This is a genomic window from Paenibacillus sp. FSL R5-0519 (genome assembly GCF_037974275.1).
In the GTDB taxonomy this organism is placed as follows: domain Bacteria; phylum Bacillota; class Bacilli; order Paenibacillales; family Paenibacillaceae; genus Paenibacillus.
The window spans coordinates 5,847,521-5,864,692 of the sequence record NZ_CP150234.1 but is presented as its reverse complement, the minus strand read 5'-3'; the positions used below and the strand labels follow the sequence as shown (position 1 = coordinate 5,864,692).

17 protein-coding genes are annotated in these 17,172 nt (G+C 46.6%); 15 read left to right on the top strand and 2 right to left on the bottom strand.

Annotation, left to right across the window (positions count from 1 at the left end; translation table 11 throughout):
- Positions 1–263 precede the first annotated feature (263 nt).
- The 7 genes from MKY73_RS26300 (at position 264) to MKY73_RS26270 (ending at position 4,761) form a co-directional block, all read left to right on the top strand.
- Positions 264–962, top strand: coding sequence for a response regulator transcription factor (locus MKY73_RS26300; protein WP_339304247.1), 699 nt, complete (start codon positions 264–266; stop codon positions 960–962).
- On the top strand, positions 955–2,043 hold the full coding sequence (locus MKY73_RS26295; RefSeq protein ID WP_339304245.1) for a HAMP domain-containing sensor histidine kinase: 1,089 nt from the start codon (positions 955–957) through the stop codon (positions 2,041–2,043). The genes MKY73_RS26300 and MKY73_RS26295 overlap by 8 nt, the downstream gene beginning before the upstream one ends.
- A 99-nt stretch (positions 2,044–2,142) precedes the next feature.
- Positions 2,143–3,006, top strand: a complete 864-nt coding sequence (locus MKY73_RS26290) for a M15 family metallopeptidase (protein WP_339304243.1) — start codon at positions 2,143–2,145, stop codon at positions 3,004–3,006.
- A gap of 27 nt (positions 3,007–3,033) precedes the next feature.
- A complete protein-coding gene (locus tag MKY73_RS26285; RefSeq protein WP_339304241.1) occupies positions 3,034–3,591 on the top strand; it encodes a VanZ family protein in 558 nt (185 codons plus the stop codon).
- A 12-nt stretch (positions 3,592–3,603) separates the two neighbouring features.
- Positions 3,604–3,813, top strand: a complete 210-nt coding sequence (locus tag MKY73_RS26280) for a hypothetical protein (RefSeq protein ID WP_339304239.1) — start codon at positions 3,604–3,606, stop codon at positions 3,811–3,813.
- Between the two features lie 199 nt (positions 3,814–4,012).
- Complete coding sequence (locus MKY73_RS26275) at positions 4,013–4,450, top strand: hypothetical protein (RefSeq protein ID WP_339304237.1); 438 nt, start codon at positions 4,013–4,015, stop codon at positions 4,448–4,450.
- Entirely contained in the window at positions 4,447–4,761 is a 315-nt protein-coding gene (locus tag MKY73_RS26270; RefSeq protein WP_339304235.1) for a hypothetical protein, read from the top strand. The genes MKY73_RS26275 and MKY73_RS26270 overlap by 4 nt, the downstream gene beginning before the upstream one ends.
- 108 nt (positions 4,762–4,869) lie before the next feature.
- Here the strand turns inward: MKY73_RS26270 and aroC are convergent, their stop codons facing one another.
- Positions 4,870–5,925 carry a chorismate synthase gene (gene aroC / locus MKY73_RS26265; protein WP_339304233.1) on the bottom strand — a complete coding sequence of 352 codons (1,056 nt, stop codon included), beginning with the start codon at positions 5,923–5,925 and terminating at the stop codon, positions 4,870–4,872.
- Between the two features lie 111 nt (positions 5,926–6,036).
- Between aroC and MKY73_RS26260 the strand changes: the two genes are divergently transcribed.
- Complete coding sequence (locus MKY73_RS26260; protein ID WP_339304231.1) at positions 6,037–6,918, top strand: LysR family transcriptional regulator; 882 nt, start codon at positions 6,037–6,039, stop codon at positions 6,916–6,918.
- A 150-nt stretch (positions 6,919–7,068) separates the two neighbouring features.
- Here the strand turns inward: MKY73_RS26260 and acnA are convergent, their stop codons facing one another.
- Positions 7,069–9,783, bottom strand: coding sequence for an aconitate hydratase AcnA (acnA, locus tag MKY73_RS26255; protein ID WP_339304229.1), 2,715 nt, complete (start codon positions 9,781–9,783; stop codon positions 7,069–7,071).
- Positions 9,784–10,159: 376 nt separating this feature from the next.
- Here acnA and MKY73_RS26250 point away from each other — a divergent pair, with 376 nt between their 5' ends.
- The 7 genes from MKY73_RS26250 (at position 10,160) to MKY73_RS26220 (ending at position 16,927) form a co-directional block, all read left to right on the top strand.
- Positions 10,160–11,164, top strand: coding sequence for an amidase domain-containing protein (locus MKY73_RS26250; RefSeq protein WP_339308762.1), 1,005 nt, complete (start codon positions 10,160–10,162; stop codon positions 11,162–11,164).
- Positions 11,165–11,301: 137 nt separating this feature from the next.
- Complete coding sequence (locus tag MKY73_RS26245; protein ID WP_339304227.1) at positions 11,302–12,402, top strand: D-alanine--D-alanine ligase; 1,101 nt, start codon at positions 11,302–11,304, stop codon at positions 12,400–12,402.
- Between the two features lie 30 nt (positions 12,403–12,432).
- A complete protein-coding gene (locus MKY73_RS26240; RefSeq protein WP_062837611.1) occupies positions 12,433–12,756 on the top strand; it encodes a hypothetical protein in 324 nt (107 codons plus the stop codon).
- Positions 12,757–12,913: 157 nt separating this feature from the next.
- Positions 12,914–13,915, top strand: a complete 1,002-nt coding sequence (gene uvsE / locus MKY73_RS26235; RefSeq protein WP_339304225.1) for a UV DNA damage repair endonuclease UvsE — start codon at positions 12,914–12,916, stop codon at positions 13,913–13,915.
- A 98-nt stretch (positions 13,916–14,013) separates the two neighbouring features.
- Positions 14,014–14,886 (top strand): inositol monophosphatase family protein, encoded by an 873-nt coding sequence (locus MKY73_RS26230; RefSeq protein ID WP_339304223.1) that lies wholly within the window; start codon positions 14,014–14,016, stop codon positions 14,884–14,886.
- A 221-nt stretch (positions 14,887–15,107) separates the two neighbouring features.
- Positions 15,108–15,398, top strand: coding sequence for a hypothetical protein (locus MKY73_RS26225; RefSeq protein ID WP_339239431.1), 291 nt, complete (start codon positions 15,108–15,110; stop codon positions 15,396–15,398).
- 206 nt (positions 15,399–15,604) lie between these two features.
- Positions 15,605–16,927, top strand: coding sequence for a stalk domain-containing protein (locus tag MKY73_RS26220; protein WP_339304221.1), 1,323 nt, complete (start codon positions 15,605–15,607; stop codon positions 16,925–16,927).
- Positions 16,928–17,172: the final 245 nt, after the last annotated feature.

The following is a 17,172-nucleotide window of genomic DNA, read 5'->3' as shown; positions in this document are numbered from 1 at the left end:
AAAGCGAAGCGTTCGCCTGAGAGCTTTCTGAAAGAAAGCTGCATCGGAAGCATACGCTTATCACCGGATTTTCCCCTTTGGAAAAGGGAATCAAAAAAATCTGGGGATAACAGCGATTGGAAGGTTATTCTGACATCGGAGTGAAAAGTGTAAAATTTTTGTTCTACTTATATAGCATTGTTTTCAATTGTTTATCTTGTACTTATCTGTTAGATTCATAGGTGTTATATTGCTCAGCATCCCATATAGGAGTGAAATAAGCAATGAAGCGAATTACGATTCTGATTGCGGACGATGAAGTAGAGATCGCGGATCTAGTGGCTTTACATTTACAAAAAGAAGGCTATCATACCGTCAAAGCATCTGACGGACAGTCGGCACTACAGGCGATTCAGACACATGCCATTGATTTGGCCGTACTGGACATTATGATGCCGGGTATGGACGGCTACGAGGTGACTCGTAAAATACGGGAGCAGCATCATTTCCCGATCATTTTCCTGAGTGCCAAAACCTCGGACATGGATAAAATTACGGGGCTGGTGATGGGTGCCGATGATTATATGACCAAACCGTTTAACCCGATGGAGCTTGTAGCACGCGTGAATTCCCAATTGCGGCGCTCATTGCAATTCAGCCAGTCCACAGCGGCGGTTCAGCGCTCGATTCTGGAAAAGGGCGGACTTGTCATTGCACCGGAGCAGCATAGCGTTACGCTTTACGGTAAACCGCTGGAGTTAACACCGAAGGAATTTGATATTTTAGTGTTGCTTGCGAGCAATCCGAAACAGGTATTCAGCGCAGAAAGCATTTTTGAAAAGGTATGGGGAGAGGCTTATTTCGAAAGTGGCAATACCGTTATGGTACATATTCGGACGCTGCGCAAGAAGCTCGGAGAAGATGTGGACAAGAATAAGTTTATCAAAACCATCTGGGGCGTGGGGTATACATTCAATGACTAAACGCAGAAGCTTTCGCACAACGATGATTATGCTGGTCGGTCTGAGCATGCTGTCTTCTGGCGCCGTAACATTTATCGTGTACAGGCTGTTGCAGATGTATTATGCAGGGGTCAGGAGAGAAGATCCGCTGGCGGAATATCGTAATATCATGAGAAGTATTGGCGATCTATATGTCTTTATGCTACTCTTCATCCCGCTTGCGATTTTGTTTTTCTACTTGTTTACAAGACCCTATGTCACGTATTTCAAAGAGATTTCCGCAGGCATTAATCACTTGGCGAATGGAGACTTTCAGCATCGTGTACAGATTTCTTCGAAGGATGAGTTAGGTACGATTGCGGAGGATGTGAATCTGGCAAGTGAGAAGCTAAGGGAAGCGGTGGAACGAGGTGACTTTGCCGAGAACAGCAAAGACCAGCTCATCGTAAACCTTGCGCATGACCTACGAACGCCGCTGACCTCTGTGCTTGGATATTTGGACCTGCTCATGAAGGATGATCAACTGACAGAGGAGCAAGTAAGACACTTTACATCGATTGCATTCACCAAATCACAGCGTCTGGAGAAGCTGATTGATGATTTGTTCGAAATTACCCGCATGAATTATGGCATGTTGCCTATAAACAAAACACGGCTGGATCTTAGCGAACTGCTGAAGCAGATGAACGAAGAGCTCTATCCTGTATTTGAAAAGAATCATCTGATTACCCGGTTGAAAATAGACACTGAACTTACCATCTCCGGTGATGGTGAGCTGCTGGCTCGTGTGTTCGAGAATCTGCTGATTAACGCTGCACGGCACGGCAAGGATGGCATGTACGTGGATATTAACGGCTATCGTGATGCAGACCGGATCATTATTCAGGTGATTAACTATGGGGGACATATTCGTCCGGAGGAATTGCCGCATATCTTCGATATGTATTACACAGGAGATCGTGCCCGAACCCCTCAAGAGGGTGGGACAGGCCTTGGCCTATTTATTGCCCGCAATATTGTAGAGCAGCATGACGGTACGATTTCGGCCCAGAGCGATGTGGTAAGGACGCAATTCGAAGTTCGTTTGCCGGTATTCCGATAAGGTTCAACGTATAATTTAAGAAAAACTTTAAAATTGCCCTGCTTTTTCTTTAACTTGTTTTGTCTATCCTTGATGTATGAGTTATAAGGAGGAGCAAGCATGAAAAAGTGGGGCTTTTTAATATGTATCGTTTTGGTTGGATATATTGTTACACAATCACCGGGATGGCTTCAGCAGAAGAATGAGCTGCCCATCGAGATTCAGAATACGCGTGAAAATCCCGCAGGTTATACGGTATCCGTCACAGGAAATATTCAGGATCAGGTACATAAGGGCAATTTGTTACTGGTTAATAAGCAATACCCCGTTCACGAGGAGGGGATTAGATCCGATATTGTATATGTGGCGGATGAGGATGATCTGCTTCGTGGATATGGAATAATGGATCGGAAAATCATGTTGTCCCGACTGGTGGCGCAGGAGTTTCAGAAGATGGTTGAGGCAGCAGGGGAAGAGGGAGTTCGATATTTTCTCATGAGCAGTGGGTACAGGGACTTTGAGAAGCAGGACGAGCTATATCAGGAAATGGGATCAGACTATGCACTTCCTGCAGGTCACAGTGAGCATAATCTTGGCTTATCCCTGGATGTCGGTTCAAGTCTGGCTGCCATGAATGAAGCACCGGAGGGTGACTGGTTGGAGAAAAATGCATGGAAATACGGATTTATCTTGCGTTACCCGAAAGATAAAGTAAGCATCACGGGTATTCAATATGAACCATGGCACTTTCGGTATGTGGGGTTGCCCCACAGTGCGATCATGCATAAGAACAATCTGGTACTGGAGGAGTACCTTGATATGTTGAAGGAGAAGGAGAACATCTCTGTTGAAGTAGAGGATGAGACGTATCATATCCGCTATTATCGGGCCACTGGAGATACGACTGTTTACATACCTGAGCACGGCGAAACTGAAATATCGGGTGACAACATGGATGGCGTCATTGTCACCGTAAAGAAATAACAGGGCAACACAAGGGGGCCAAACAACATGAAACACAACAACCAGAAGAAAAGCAAACATAACATCCTTTGGACTGCCGTGTTCATTATCTATTTATATCTGCTGACGAAGCTGATCCTGTTCAAAGGAAGTGCTGTCGACTTTGGCATCGTGAAGGTTCGACTGATGGTATTCTTGCAACAACCGGGTCTGATTCATGCGCGAACCGTCAACCTGACGCCATTTCAGGAAATTTCACGAGACTGGAACAGCCTGTCATTACATCGTCCAGGTACAGCTATCCATCTGGTAGGGAATGTTCTGGCTTTTATCCCACTAGGTATCTTCATTCCTGTTCTGACGGGCAACAAATTATTCTCTGGAATAAAGGTATTCCTGCTGTCCCTGCTGCTCAGTCTGGGGTATGAGGTGACACAGTTAGTGACTGGCATGGGCATATTTGATGTGGATGACCTGATGCTTAATACGCTCGGCGGCTTGATTGGATATATCATTTTCACCATGGCCATTGGCCTGAAAAGGGTGTTGGTGGGAGGAGAATCCCGCGAGACGACGAAGTTAACCTCTAAGGAGAGTCACGTGTAAGGAGGGAATACGTTGATTATCATCGCGATACTGTTCATTAGCGTAGGGCTAATGTTTCTCGTGTATCCACACAAGGTAACGGATGCTTCGGAAAAACAGATTACGGAGCGATTGATCATGTCTAGATGGGTCGGAGGCTCGTTAATTGCTCTGTCGTGTCTGTTTCTGATCATGGGTACGATTCAATTGTTCGATCAAGCCTCACATCACATTGGGCATTAGAACCAGTACAATTTAACAAAGCAGCTTCGGCTAAAGCTGATCCAGAACTGGCTCATATTTGTACTTTGATTGCTCACTATCCACATACATGGAAATGTATATGATGGGGGGCTTTTTTGCATTGCGAGTAACATTACGAGTAGGTTAGAGTTAAGTTAACACATTATGATTTCTAATATTCATATAAGGAGGTTATTCATTGTATTCATTAGCTAAAGAGCTTGCAGGTAGGATGAGATCCATCATAGCCATTGAAAGTGAAATTGCTGAAGCAGAGGCCCAGCAACGTGGCGAGCAAGTTGTACTTGGTTTAGAACGGCAAAGATCCAAATTGATCAACAGTTGTACCCGAGATGAGTTATTAGTGATCAAAACTGTGATGAACGTTGGGTTAAGGGAGAGAGGATATCGACATTACTTTGATTCAGATGAAATTGAGATTATTACCCTACCTATTGAGTTGAACGAACATGAGTTAATGCAGAAATATTCTTATTATTTAATACATAAGACTGAACGTGAACTTGCCGACCGGATCGAGTACTATACGGCTGTGTCGGAGCAACTGAGAGAAGGTATGCAAATATTAAAACTCCATCCTGCTGACAAATCAGGTTCCAGGAGGTTTACAAGATGATTATGAAAATTTCGTATTATACACCAGACGGGCATTATTTTTATGTCCCTGACCAATATGCAGAGCAGATTGAAGAGTGGAGAATTGAATTTTCTGATTTTTTGCAGAGTATAGAGGGTAAACATCCGTTTACACAATACACAGAGTCCATTAATTATGATGGGGAATTGGAGTATGCTGTGTTCGTACGGAGTTACGGTGGAGATGACTTTGTGGATTGGATCAATGTTGAGAAATTAAACAGCAGAGGGCTATACCGGATCGCAGAACCTCCTGATGATTCCGAAGTCCGAATAAAGATTGATTTTTGATATAGTTTATCTGCTTCAATTACGACTAGATATAGACGGAAAAATCGATTTATCTATATCTAGTTACATCAATTCAAATTTAGTGAGTTATGAACTTGATTTAAATGATTAGTTTAAAAGAGCCGCCTGACGCTTATAGTGATCTTCAATTACTAAACAAGCCATAGCTTCAATTACAGGAACAATTCTAGGGCAGATACAAGGGTCATGTCTTCCTTCAGTGACAATAACCGTATCTTCACCATCTACATTAATCGTATTTTGAGGTGTTGATATGGAAGAAGGTGGCTTTACGGCTACTCTAAAAACAATATCTTGCCCCGTACTAATTCCACCAATGATTCCACCGCTGTTATTAGTTAAGAAACCAGCACTAGTCATCTGGTCATTATGTTCGCTTCCTAACATGTTAGCAGCTGAGAATCCAGCTCCGAATTCAATACCTTTGACAGCACCGAGGGATAACATAGCTTTAGCTAGATCAGCATCGAGTTTATCAAACGCAGGTTCACCTAAACCAGGATCTACGCCTCTAATGATACATTCAACGATTCCTCCACAACTGTCTCCAGCTTTAGCAAGTGACTCGATCTTTTCTATCATTTGTATAGCAGCATCAGGATCGCACGTTCTTACAGGATTGGCTTCTATTGAAGCTTCATCAAACCGGTTAATTGTAATCTCACCAACTGCAGTCGTATAGGCGAGGACAGATACGCCTCTTTGCTCTATAAGTTTACGTGCAACTGCTCCAGCAGCAACTCTTGCGGCGGTTTCTCTACCCGAAGCCCTGCCGCTACCTCTGTGATCACGAATGCCATATTTTTTGAGATATGTGAAATCTGCATGCCCAGGACGAAAAGAGTCTTTGATATCACCATAAGCCTCTGGTCGCATATCAGTGTTATATAAGATAATACTAAGAGGCGTGCCTGTTGTTTTCCCTTCGTACATACCAGAAAGGACCTTAATTTTATCATATTCTTTTCGAGGAGAAGTTATTGAAGATTGGCCTGGTTTTCTGCGATCCATCTGTGCTTGAATGTAAGATTCTTCTATGGTAACGCCAGGTGTAACCCCGTCAATAATTACGCCAACAGCTTCTCCGTGAGATTCGCCAAAAGTAGAAATTTTAAATCTTTCACCAAAAGTATTACCTGCCATGATGTTAGCCTCCCTAAACTTGCTTTGCTCTTCATCTTATAGTAACTGTATAATTGTGATAAATGAAATTGATAAATTTGGTGTTTGTCATAGAGAGAGGTGATATCACTAATGCAAATTAATACAGAATGGTATCGAATTTTCTTGAAAGTATCCCAAACCGAAAACTTAACCAGGGCAGCCGAGCAACTTCACATGACTCAGCCATCGATTAGCTATGCTATCAAACAGTTAGAAGAAAACCTAAGTATTGAATTGTTTGAGAGGCTTTCTAAGGGTGTTCGATTGACACAAGAAGGAAAGGTATTGGCTGAATACATTGAGAAGGCATTCTATCATATTGTGGTAGCTGAAAATCAAATTGATTTGATTAAACAGAATAAAGTGGGGATTGTTCGTATAGGTTCCAATGGAGGAATCATCAAAGATGTGGTGTTGCCAATCTTGGATGAATTTCATGAAAAATATTCAGAGATCCGCATCCGTTTATTACAGGCGAAAACCAATGAAATAATAAAACATATTAAAGAAGGTCAACTGGATGTTGGATTTGTTTATTTGCCAGTCAATGTATCGGAAGTGGTTGTGAGGCCCCTCAAATCTATTCAGAGTTGTTTTGTTGTTGGACCCAAATTTCAATATCTGGCTGACGAATTAATTACAACGGAAAGGTTGACAGAGCTTCCTCTATTATTGTTGTCCTCAGGTAGCACAACTAGAAGGATTTTAGAAGCGTGGTTTGCTACCCAAGGTTATAAAATTAAAGCAGATATAGAGTTGAACAGTGTAGATATGCTAGTGGAGTTTGCTAAGAGGGGTTACGGTGCGGCTTTTGTAACAAAGTCATTTGTTCAGAATGAACTAGCTCAGGGTAATCTATTTGAGCTTAATATCGAGCATCCTACACCTGTACAAGAACTCGGAATCGTTACTAGAGATAAAAACAGCTTAATTACTGATATCTTAATGGGCATGTATTTAGAGAGTCATTAATTCAACTTGGGCAGCTCAAGTCTCTCAACCAACTCTTGATATGGAAGTCGGAATAAAATCGAGCAAGCAAATAGAAGCCCCCCATCAAAGCCAATGGCAATGATGGGGAGCTTCTTTAATATAACTTCATATCACGAATGGTTAAGGCAATTAAGCTTTTTTCATCATTTGACGCAATACGGTTTGCAGGATACCGCCGTTATGGTAGTAATCCACGTCAACCATGCTGTCCAGACGAGCGATAACAGGGAAGTCGAACTGTGTACCGTCTTCACGAGTTACGGTAACTTTCAACTCTTGTCCTGGCTTCACATCATTGCTGAGACCCGTAATGTCATACGTTTCACGTCCGTTCAGACCAAGGCTGGACCAGCCGTGACCCTCTTGGAATTGCAATGGCATTACGCCCATGCCGACCAGGTTACTACGGTGAATCCGCTCGAAGCTTTCGGCGATAACGGCTTTGACGCCGAGCAGGAATGTACCTTTTGCCGCCCAGTCACGGGAGCTGCCTGTACCGTACTCTTTACCAGCGATAACGATCAGGTTCTGTCCTTCATCTTGATACTTCATGGAAGCATCGTAGATGGACATTTCTTCGTCCGTTGGCAGGTACTTCGTGATACCGCCCTCGGTGCCCGGAGCAACCTGGTTACGGATACGAATATTGGCGAACGTACCACGCATCATGACTTCATGGTTACCACGACGTGAACCGTAGGAGTTGAAGTCTTTGCGCTCTACGCCATGCTCTTTCAAGTACAGTCCAGCCGGGCTGGATACCGCAATATTACCTGCTGGCGAGATGTGATCCGTTGTTACGGAATCCGCAAGCAATGCCATAACGCGTGCAGAACGGATATCTGCGATATCGTTCAACTTGTCGCCAAGTTCTTGGAAGAACGGAGGATTCTGAATGTACGTGGAATTTGGATCCCACTCGTACAACTCACCTTCCGGTACAGAGATTGCATTCCAGCGCTCATTGGCTGTAAATACGTTCTCGTACTTGTTGCGGAACATCTGAGCGTTCAGGGAACTAGCGATGGTATCCTTGATTTCCTCGGAGCTAGGCCAGAGGTCTTTCAGGAATACAGGCTCATTGTTCGTATCATAACCGATTGGATCGGTTTCAAAGTCAATATTCACAGTACCTGCAAGTGCATATGCCACAACGAGTGGTGGAGATGCCAGGTAGTTGGCTTTAACCTGTGCGTGCACACGGCCTTCAAAGTTACGGTTACCGGACAATACAGCCGCAACGGTCATATCGTTCTCAGCAATCGCTTCGCTCACTTCGTCTGGCAGTGGGCCGGAGTTACCGATGCAAGTCGCACAGCCGTAGCCGGCAACGTTGAATCCGAGTTGGTCTAGATATGGAATCAGGCCTGCTTTTTCCAGGTACTCGGTAACAACAAGGGAACCTGGAGTCAGACTGCTTTTCACATATCCTGGCTTGGTCAGGCCGCGTTCAACTGCTTTTTTCGCCAGTAGTCCTGCTCCAACCATAACACTTGGATTCGAAGTATTCGTACAACTTGTGATCGCCGCGATCACAACAGCGCCTGCTTTCAGTTCACTGCTCGAACCGTTCGGGTGCTTGACAGGTACGGTTTGTTCGATTTTCTCATCGCTCAGCCCGTATCCGCCTTTATCTACAGGTGTACGGATGATGCTGTTGAAGCTTTCTTTCATTTGTGTCAGCTCGATGCGATCCTGTGGACGTTTTGGTCCTGCAAGACTTGGTACAACAGAGCCGAGATCCAGTTCAATCACATCTGTGAATTCAGGGTCAACGGTGCTGGAAGTACGGAACATGCCTTGAGCCTTGTAGTAAGCTTCAACCAACTCCACTTGCTCGTCAGGACGGCCAGTGCTGCGCAGATAGTTCAACGTTTCACTATCGACAGGGAAGAAACCGATCGTTGCGCCGTACTCTGGTGCCATGTTGGCTACTGTTGCACGGTCAGCCAGACCGATGTTGGCAAGACCAGGTCCGTAGAACTCTACGAATTTACCAACAACGCCTTTTTTACGAAGCAACTGGGTAACGGTCAGTGCCAGATCTGTTGCTGTTGCGCCTTCACTCAGGCTGCCTGTCAGTTTGAAACCGATAACGTCCGGTGTTACAAAGTAAAGCGGTTGGCCCAGCATACCGGCTTCGGCCTCGATTCCACCAACACCCCAACCAACAACGCCAAGTCCGTTGATCATGGTGGTGTGGGAGTCAGTACCTACGAGGGAATCCGGGAATACAACGGTCTCGCCGTCAACAGTTTTCGTTGCTGCAACGGAAGCCAGATACTCCAGGTTAACCTGGTGAACGATCCCTGTGGATGGTGGAACTGCACGGAAGTTGTTGAATGCCGTTTGCGCCCAACGCAAGAAGCGGTAACGCTCTTCATTACGCTCGAACTCGACTTTGATATTGTAATCAAGTGCATCGTTGGTACCAAAAGCATCAACCATAACAGAGTGGTCGATAACGAGATCGACGGGTACGAGCGGGTTGATCTGTTTCGGATCGCCGCCTGCTTTTTTCACGGTATCACGCATTGCAGCGAGGTCAACGACAACCGGTACACCGGTGAAATCCTGCAGTACGATACGTGCAGGAATGAATGGAATTTCCTTGTTATTATCACGGCCATCTGCCCAGCCGGTCAGTTGTTTTACATGTTCTTCGGTAATGGCACGTCCGTCGAATTGACGAATTGCTGCTTCAAGCAACACTTTAATGGAGAAAGGGAGTCTGGAAAGATCGCCGTGGCCGTTTTCCTGAAGAGCATCGAGACTGTAGTAGCGGTAAGACTTGCCTCCAACCTCAAGACTGCGAGCGGCGGAGAAATGATTCTTTGCTGACATACATGTACCTCCTTGGGATGTGTCGGTGAGATGAAGAAAACGTTCATTTAGGTGAAGAACAGGCCTTCATCGTTCCGTGTTCTTGTTCGTTAGTTTCATCAGATGAAACGTAATTTCATAATCATGACTTTAGTATTAAGTATACCGTTTTCACTTCCGTACGTAAAGGTCTTTTTGCCTGATCAAGCAAGCATTTGGACCAATGAAGGCGTTTTCGTGAAGAGGGCAGGAATAAGATATCTCGTGTACCTGTATTTGCCGAATTTTGGACCTCCATCTCGAGCCGTGTACATACAACCGGGGACCCTCTCATATGAATAGTAGGAGTTTATATACGCAATGATTATTCCGGACAGATCTCATGCCAAAGGGGGACATAGGCTTGGAACGGGAATGGAAGAGTGCCTTATATACTTACGTGAACCAGTACAATCGCTGTGAGATCGACTACCGTCCACAGACCAGCGAACGGATCGTTACCGATCCTGAATTCGTGGTGGAACGGGGAGAGCGTATGGCAAGGCTGGACGAATGGTATCGTAAGCGGCGCGCCGTGCCTCTTCGCAGCGAGACCAGCGCCAAGCTTGTGCGCACGCTTATGGATGGACAGGAAGAAGCCGTGGTGGATGTACAATTGTACAGCAGACTGTTCTATGAGAAGAGCGGTATTACCCACCGGGAGGACCGGATTGAGCGGGAGCGGTTAACCTTTCTGCGGCAGAGTGATGGATGGATCATTGGACGGGTTGAGCGAGAAGTGCCGGAGCGTCGCCCTGCGGGGGAAGGGCGTCCGTTTCAACAAGCTGATTTTGTACAGGCGATGAATCGACCGCTGCTGAATCGGGAAGTGTTGGGTCAGGGAAGAAGCTCAAGGCAACAGTCCTATCGCAGAGATCTGGCGGTTGCCTATGCGGATCGGTGGTGGAATGCGGGGAATCCGGCATTTGAGGAATTTGATGTGGATTGCACCAATTACGTGTCCCAATGTCTCTTTGCAGGGGGCGCACCCATCCACTATACTGGTAGAAGAGAAGCCGGCTGGTGGTATAAGGGGTATGTAAACGGCTCCGAAATGTGGAGTTACAGCTGGGCAGTTTCCAACAGTCTGGAGCGTTATTTGTCAGGTAGCAGCTGGGGTCTGACCGCGACAGAAGTGGAGCGTCCCGAGCAGCTGATGCTCGGTGATGTTATTCTCTACGATTGGGATGGAGATGGACGATTTCAGCACAGCACCGTTGTGACCGCGTTTGATGCGGGTGGTATGCCGCTGGTCAACGCACACACGGTCAGCAGCCGTCACCGATTTTGGGATTACCGGGATTCTTACGCTTGGACGGAGCGGACGGTATACCGGCTTTTTCATATTTCAGATGAGTTTTGAACACGAAAGATTTTCGGGATGCGGTGACGCAGACATCCAGTTCCGTGTAAAATAAGACCAGATAACACAAGCAGAAAAACAAGGGTGCTGAGCATGCAAGCATGACAGCATCAGGCACAGATAATCGGAGGGTACACATGAGTATGGATAAATTAAAAGTAGGCGTCGTGTACGGCGGAAAATCAGGCGAGCATGAGGTGTCGCTGCAAACGGCGTTTGCTGTAACAAACGCATTTGATTACGAGAAGTATGAACTGGTTCCTTTTTATATCTCCAAGCAGGGGACGTGGAAAAAAGGACCTGTCATGCATGCGCCGTTCACGCAGATTGAAGATTTGAAGCTGGAGCAATCGGCGGGTGGAACGCAGGATGCGCTGAACGCACTGTTTGGCCGATTGTATGGCGGAGCAGAAGCGCTAGACGTGATGTTCCCTCTGCTGCATGGTACGTTTGGCGAAGATGGCACCATTCAGGGCATGTTCGAGATGGCGGATATGCCATATGTGGGTGCAGGTGTACTCGCTTCGGCTGGCGGTATGGACAAAGTGGTCATGAAAAAGCTGTTTGCACAGGCAGGCATTGACCAATGTGCCTTTACGTATTTTAATGCTACACAATGGAAGCAGACAGAGCACGAAATGATCGTACAGGTCGAAGATCAGCTGGGGTATCCTTGTTTTATCAAACCGGCCAATCTGGGCTCCAGTGTGGGCATCTCCAAAGCGCGTAACCGCGATGAGCTGAAGACAGCTGTCGAGTTCGCACTACGGTATGATACGAAGGTGGTTATTGAGGAGTTCGTTGAAGCTCGTGAAGTTGAGGTTAGCGTGCTCGGCAATGACGAGCCAATGGCTTCCGTTCCAGGCGAGATCGTATCCTCCGGGGAGTATTATGACTATGCGGCCAAGTATATTGATGGTCAATCACAGATGCTGATCCCAGCTCCACTGGACCCGGAGGCCGCAGATCGCATTCGCGAGGCAGCTCTGCAGGCGTTCCGTGCGATTGAAGGTAACGGCATTTCACGTGCGGATTTCTTCATTCGAAAAAATGACGGCGCATTGCTTATTAATGAAGTGAATACCATGCCTGGTTTCACACCCTATAGCATGTATCCACTTCTTTGGCGTGAGACAGGTGTATCGTATGCCGAATTGCTGGATCGCATGATTGAGCTGGCACTGGAGCGTTACAACCGCAAGCAGGCACTGAATTACGAGAACGGCGTACAGGCGTAGCCTGCAACCACAAGATCAGGAGGGATATGCATGGGATTTCAGACTGAATTCAATTCCGTATGCAAGTTCAAGAGTGAGCAGGAGCTGTTCGAACTGCTTGAATACGGACGCGGCAAAATGGTCAAACAGGGCTTTCGGGTATTTCCTACCGGCCAGAAAGTGATTGCATACACACCGGATAACGTGGCTGTAGCCATCGTGAAGATCGTGGTTTCCATTGCAGAGATCAACTTCCAGGGACAGGAAGTAACCGAAGTGGAGATGCAACTGATCCGCAAACTGACGGAGGAAGAATCACGTATCCAGACCGCGCTTGCCGATGAGATGTTCTTTGGAGAACAAGCGCAGGAGTAGTGATTTTGACCGGGAATGCGGGTTGGATGGACTGATTTGCCAGAATACGATTATGGTCACTCTTTTAGGGTAAAACTTGGTTATATACAGTGACGGTACATCCTGACGGCTGAACATGCCTTGCAGGTTCTCCGCCCTAATAGAGAGGAAGAAATTCATGCTCGTACGCTTTGGTTACGTGGCCATGTCCGTGCTCATAGAGAATGCCTCGCCTTCCCGGACCATGACCATGTCGAGTTTTAACAAAATCGGTGACAGGGAAGCAGCGATCCGCAAGCTCGAACGGATTGCAGCAGAGAACCTGCATAATACATTACGTTTGCTCAGGCACAACAAGGGCAGCCATATTCATGTATATCGCTTCTCTTCCAAATTGATTCCACTGGCAACACACGAGGATCTGAATGACTGGGACCCGTTCCCGGCTCTGAAGCAGGACTTTGCGGCCATTGGTGATTTTGTAAAGGAAAATCATATGCGTGTATCCTTTCATCCGGATCATTTTACCGTACTTAGTACACCCCGTGAGCAAGTTCTGCGCAACTCGATTCGCGACCTTCGTCATCATGTTCGGATGCTGGATGCCATGGGACTGAATGCCACTGCCAAGAACAATATACATATTGGTGGTGCATACGGGGACAAGCCTTCGGCGGCGCTTCGTTTTGAAGAAAATTTTTTGAAGCTGGATCGGGACATTCAGGAGCGGCTCACACTCGAAAATGATGACAAAACATTCAACGCACCCGAGACACTGGCCGTGTGCCAGCGCCTGGGATTACCCATGGTATTGGATATCCATCACCAGTGGGTTAACAACGAGGGAGAACAGCCATGGGATCTGTGGCCTGATATTCTGAAGACCTGGGAGTCACCGCTTGCCCAGGCAGATTCACCGGCTGATCAGCCATTGCCGCCCAAAATTCATGTCTCCAGTCCGAAGAGTGAAAAGGATGTGCGAGGTCATGCGGATGGCGTGGAGGTAGAGCCTATGCTCGACTTCTTGCGTCATATCGCAGCAGACACCCCAAGGCTTGACGTGATGATTGAGGCCAAACGCAAGGATGAGGCTCTTGTGCAGCTGATGCAGAAGCTGGCATTCTATCACGAAGAAGGCGTGGAGTGGGTGGACGAGTCTACCGTCATCATTCATCCGTAGAGCCAAAAGGGGCTTGGGCAACGAGAAACTTTACGACCTGCGGGGCGTATACTTTTAACAAGTATTTCAACTTTTCGTAGATTGATATAGAAAGTAGAGTGAACGCTTTGAATGAGAAGGAAAAGATACCTTATGTCGTGACAAGCAAAAGCTATACTGCCGTTGCTATTAATGCAGCTTCCAAAGCTGGCGAATGGATCAAAAGCCGTCTTGGGACGGTAGCTGAACTTGGCACCAAATATTCAGCCCAGGATCTGGTGACCGAAGTGGATAAAGGAGCGGAGCAGATGATCCGCCGCCTGATTCTTACGCATTTTCCCAACCATGCCATTCTGGGTGAAGAAGGCGTAGAACCGGGACCGGAAGCTTCGGCAAAAGCATTGAAAGAGGCCGAGGAAGAAGAGTTCCTGTGGATTGTTGATCCGGTGGATGGAACGACGAACTTCGTACACGGATTCCCGTTTTACTCGGTGTCTATCGCATTGGCTCATAATGGTGAAGTCATTGTCGGCGTGATCTACGACCCTTCCCGTGATGAAATGTTTGTTGCGGAAAAAGGTAAAGGAGCTTACGTTCACGGCAACAGGATGCAAGTATCCGGTGAACAGGAACTGGCTCAGAGTCTGATTGCGGTTGGATTCCCGGCAGACACAACCTTTGCGTTGCCACTGAATATGGCTGCTGTGCAGGCGCTGGCTCCGCAAGTTCGTAACTTGCGTGCAGGCGGATCTGCTGCCCTTCATCTGGCGTATGTTGCCGCAGGGCGTCTCAGCGCCTACACCGAAGTTGGGTTGAAACCGTGGGATATTGCCGCAGGTGCGCTGCTGGTTGAAGAATCTGGCGGCAAGGTGACCGATACCATCGGAACACCTTATCAACTGTCAGTAAGTCATGTCGTTGCCAGCAATGGCAAAATCCATGATGCACTGACGGATGTGTTGAAGGAAGCGAAAGCAACGGGTCTGGAGTGAGTTTATTCAACTCATCGATGCTTTAATTACTTTTAATTGTACATTAACGGAGGGGACAGAAAGAATCTGAAGAAGCGGAGCTAAAAGCTTTCTGAAAGAAAGCTGCTTCGTAAGCATATGCTACGCCTTTATCACCGATCGGAAGATGGTTCTGTACACGAAGTGAAAGTACAATAGTAATAATTAACGCATGTATGACTTTAATTAAAGGAGCGAAAACAATGGATGAATCCAAAGAACTGGAACGACGGCTCAGTGATATGCTGACGGAAGGGGACATGGAAGAGTCCGGCGACACCGATCAGCGTGAACGCCAGCTGATTCCTCCCAAATATGAAGTGCGAATCCAGACAGAGCGTGATCCGATTGTCGAGGAAACGTTAAAGTACCGGAAGATGGCACGCGAATTGGATGATCGTTATGATCGATATCTGGAGCGAGCTACCGGGAACAAACCGGAGAGCGACAAGGGGCATTCGAATGCCGAAGACTCGGATAAGCCGCAATCTTAACTAATCACTGAACGTCATAGCTGTGCTTCACCAGTAACAGACTCCCCATCCGGGAGTCTGTTATTTCATGCGCACTTCCAGCAGAGAGGACAGCGCCTGCTTTAAAATGATAGAATAGAGTAACACGAACTTATATCATTGGAATGAGCGATGTACTATATATTAGTGTGAATGAAGATAGATTCACGAAAAGGAGTGTTACCTGAATGAAGCGTAAACGGATATGGGAAAATACGGCTGCCGGTTTAACGGCGAGCATGTTGGCAGGAATGCTGCTCTTCACATCTTCTGCATTGCCTGCACACGCGGCTGACACCAAAACCGGTGTACTGCCAGCGGGTACAAACGAAGCTTCGCTGACTGCGAAGAAAGATGCGGTAGCCGTAACGAAGGAGTTCCGCATCGTCACATTGGGAGATTCCATAACGGTAGGTTATGAGCCTAACACGAAAGAATTGCCTTATGGTTATGTCGAACGTCTGCAGGAGCAAGGTTTGCTGCACGGACGTACACAGGTGGACAACTACGGGATTGCGGGACTTAAGACCAGTGGTCTGAAAAACTTCACTACTGCAATTAAGGATGGCAAAACACTGACTTCCGAAGCCATTCAACCAAGTCTTCCTGATCCAAGAGCGGGGCAGATCGGAGCCAATATTGTTGCAATCCGTGAGAGTGTAGCGCAAGCCAATCTGGTTGCAATTACCATTGGGGGAAATGATGTATCTGAGCTTCTTGGTACAGCAGACAAACTGAGTGATCAGGAACTGCAAGCGAAGTTAGAAGAATTACTTGCAACATATACAGACAATGTTAGTGCAACGATTAATACGATCCATGAAATTAATCCGACCGCTACAATTGTCATCGCAGACCAATATCAACCGATGCCAGAAGTAGCAGGCAAGACACTCTATGCCAAACTGATGGAGGCATCCCAAGGTTTCACACAGACGATTGATGGAATTGCAGCTAAATTCTCTGCTCAAGGAACCAATGTCAAAGTCGCACACGTGGCCAAAGAGTTTGTTGGCGGTGAAGGCACGATGACTCATATGATCAAAGATCGTGATTTCCACCCGAATCAATTCGGATATGCGGCCATTGCCGAAGTATTTGCCAAAACGATCTGGGGAGATTACACCAAGCTGACTGCACCTGCCACAGGTGAACCCATGAATATTATCGTGAGTGGCAAAACCTTGAATACACCGTACAAACCAATTATCCGTAACGGCAAAAACTTTGTGGCGATTCAAGATATCGTGAACGCTGTTGGTGCCACTACGGTATGGGATAACAAGACTTCAACCGCAACCATTACATATGGAGAGCGGAAAGTTGCTGTCAAGATTGGTGCCAATGCGGTGAAGGTCAATGGAGCATCGGTTACTGTGGATACACCTGCATTCCTGAACAAGGTAGGCAAAGAGTCCAAAACCTATGTCCCTCTTGCCATGGTAGCTGAAGGTCTTGGCTTTGATGTGCAGTATGTAGCGAAGCTGAGAACGGTTTTTGTTAATCCGTAAGATATATTTCATGCTTTAGCATGATGTGATTCAACAGCCAGAATGCCTTGATCTGTTCAAGGTATTCTGGCTGTTTTGTGTTCTTTTTGAGTTGCTGACACAGATGGATCACTCCTCTAATGACCTGAAATGTTGGATAAATATATCTTGTCAGATGCCCAGTGGATGTGTAAATATGAAAATAACTTACAATAAAACGATTAAACCATAACACGACAGCACCCTTCGCAAGGCAAAGGAGCGCT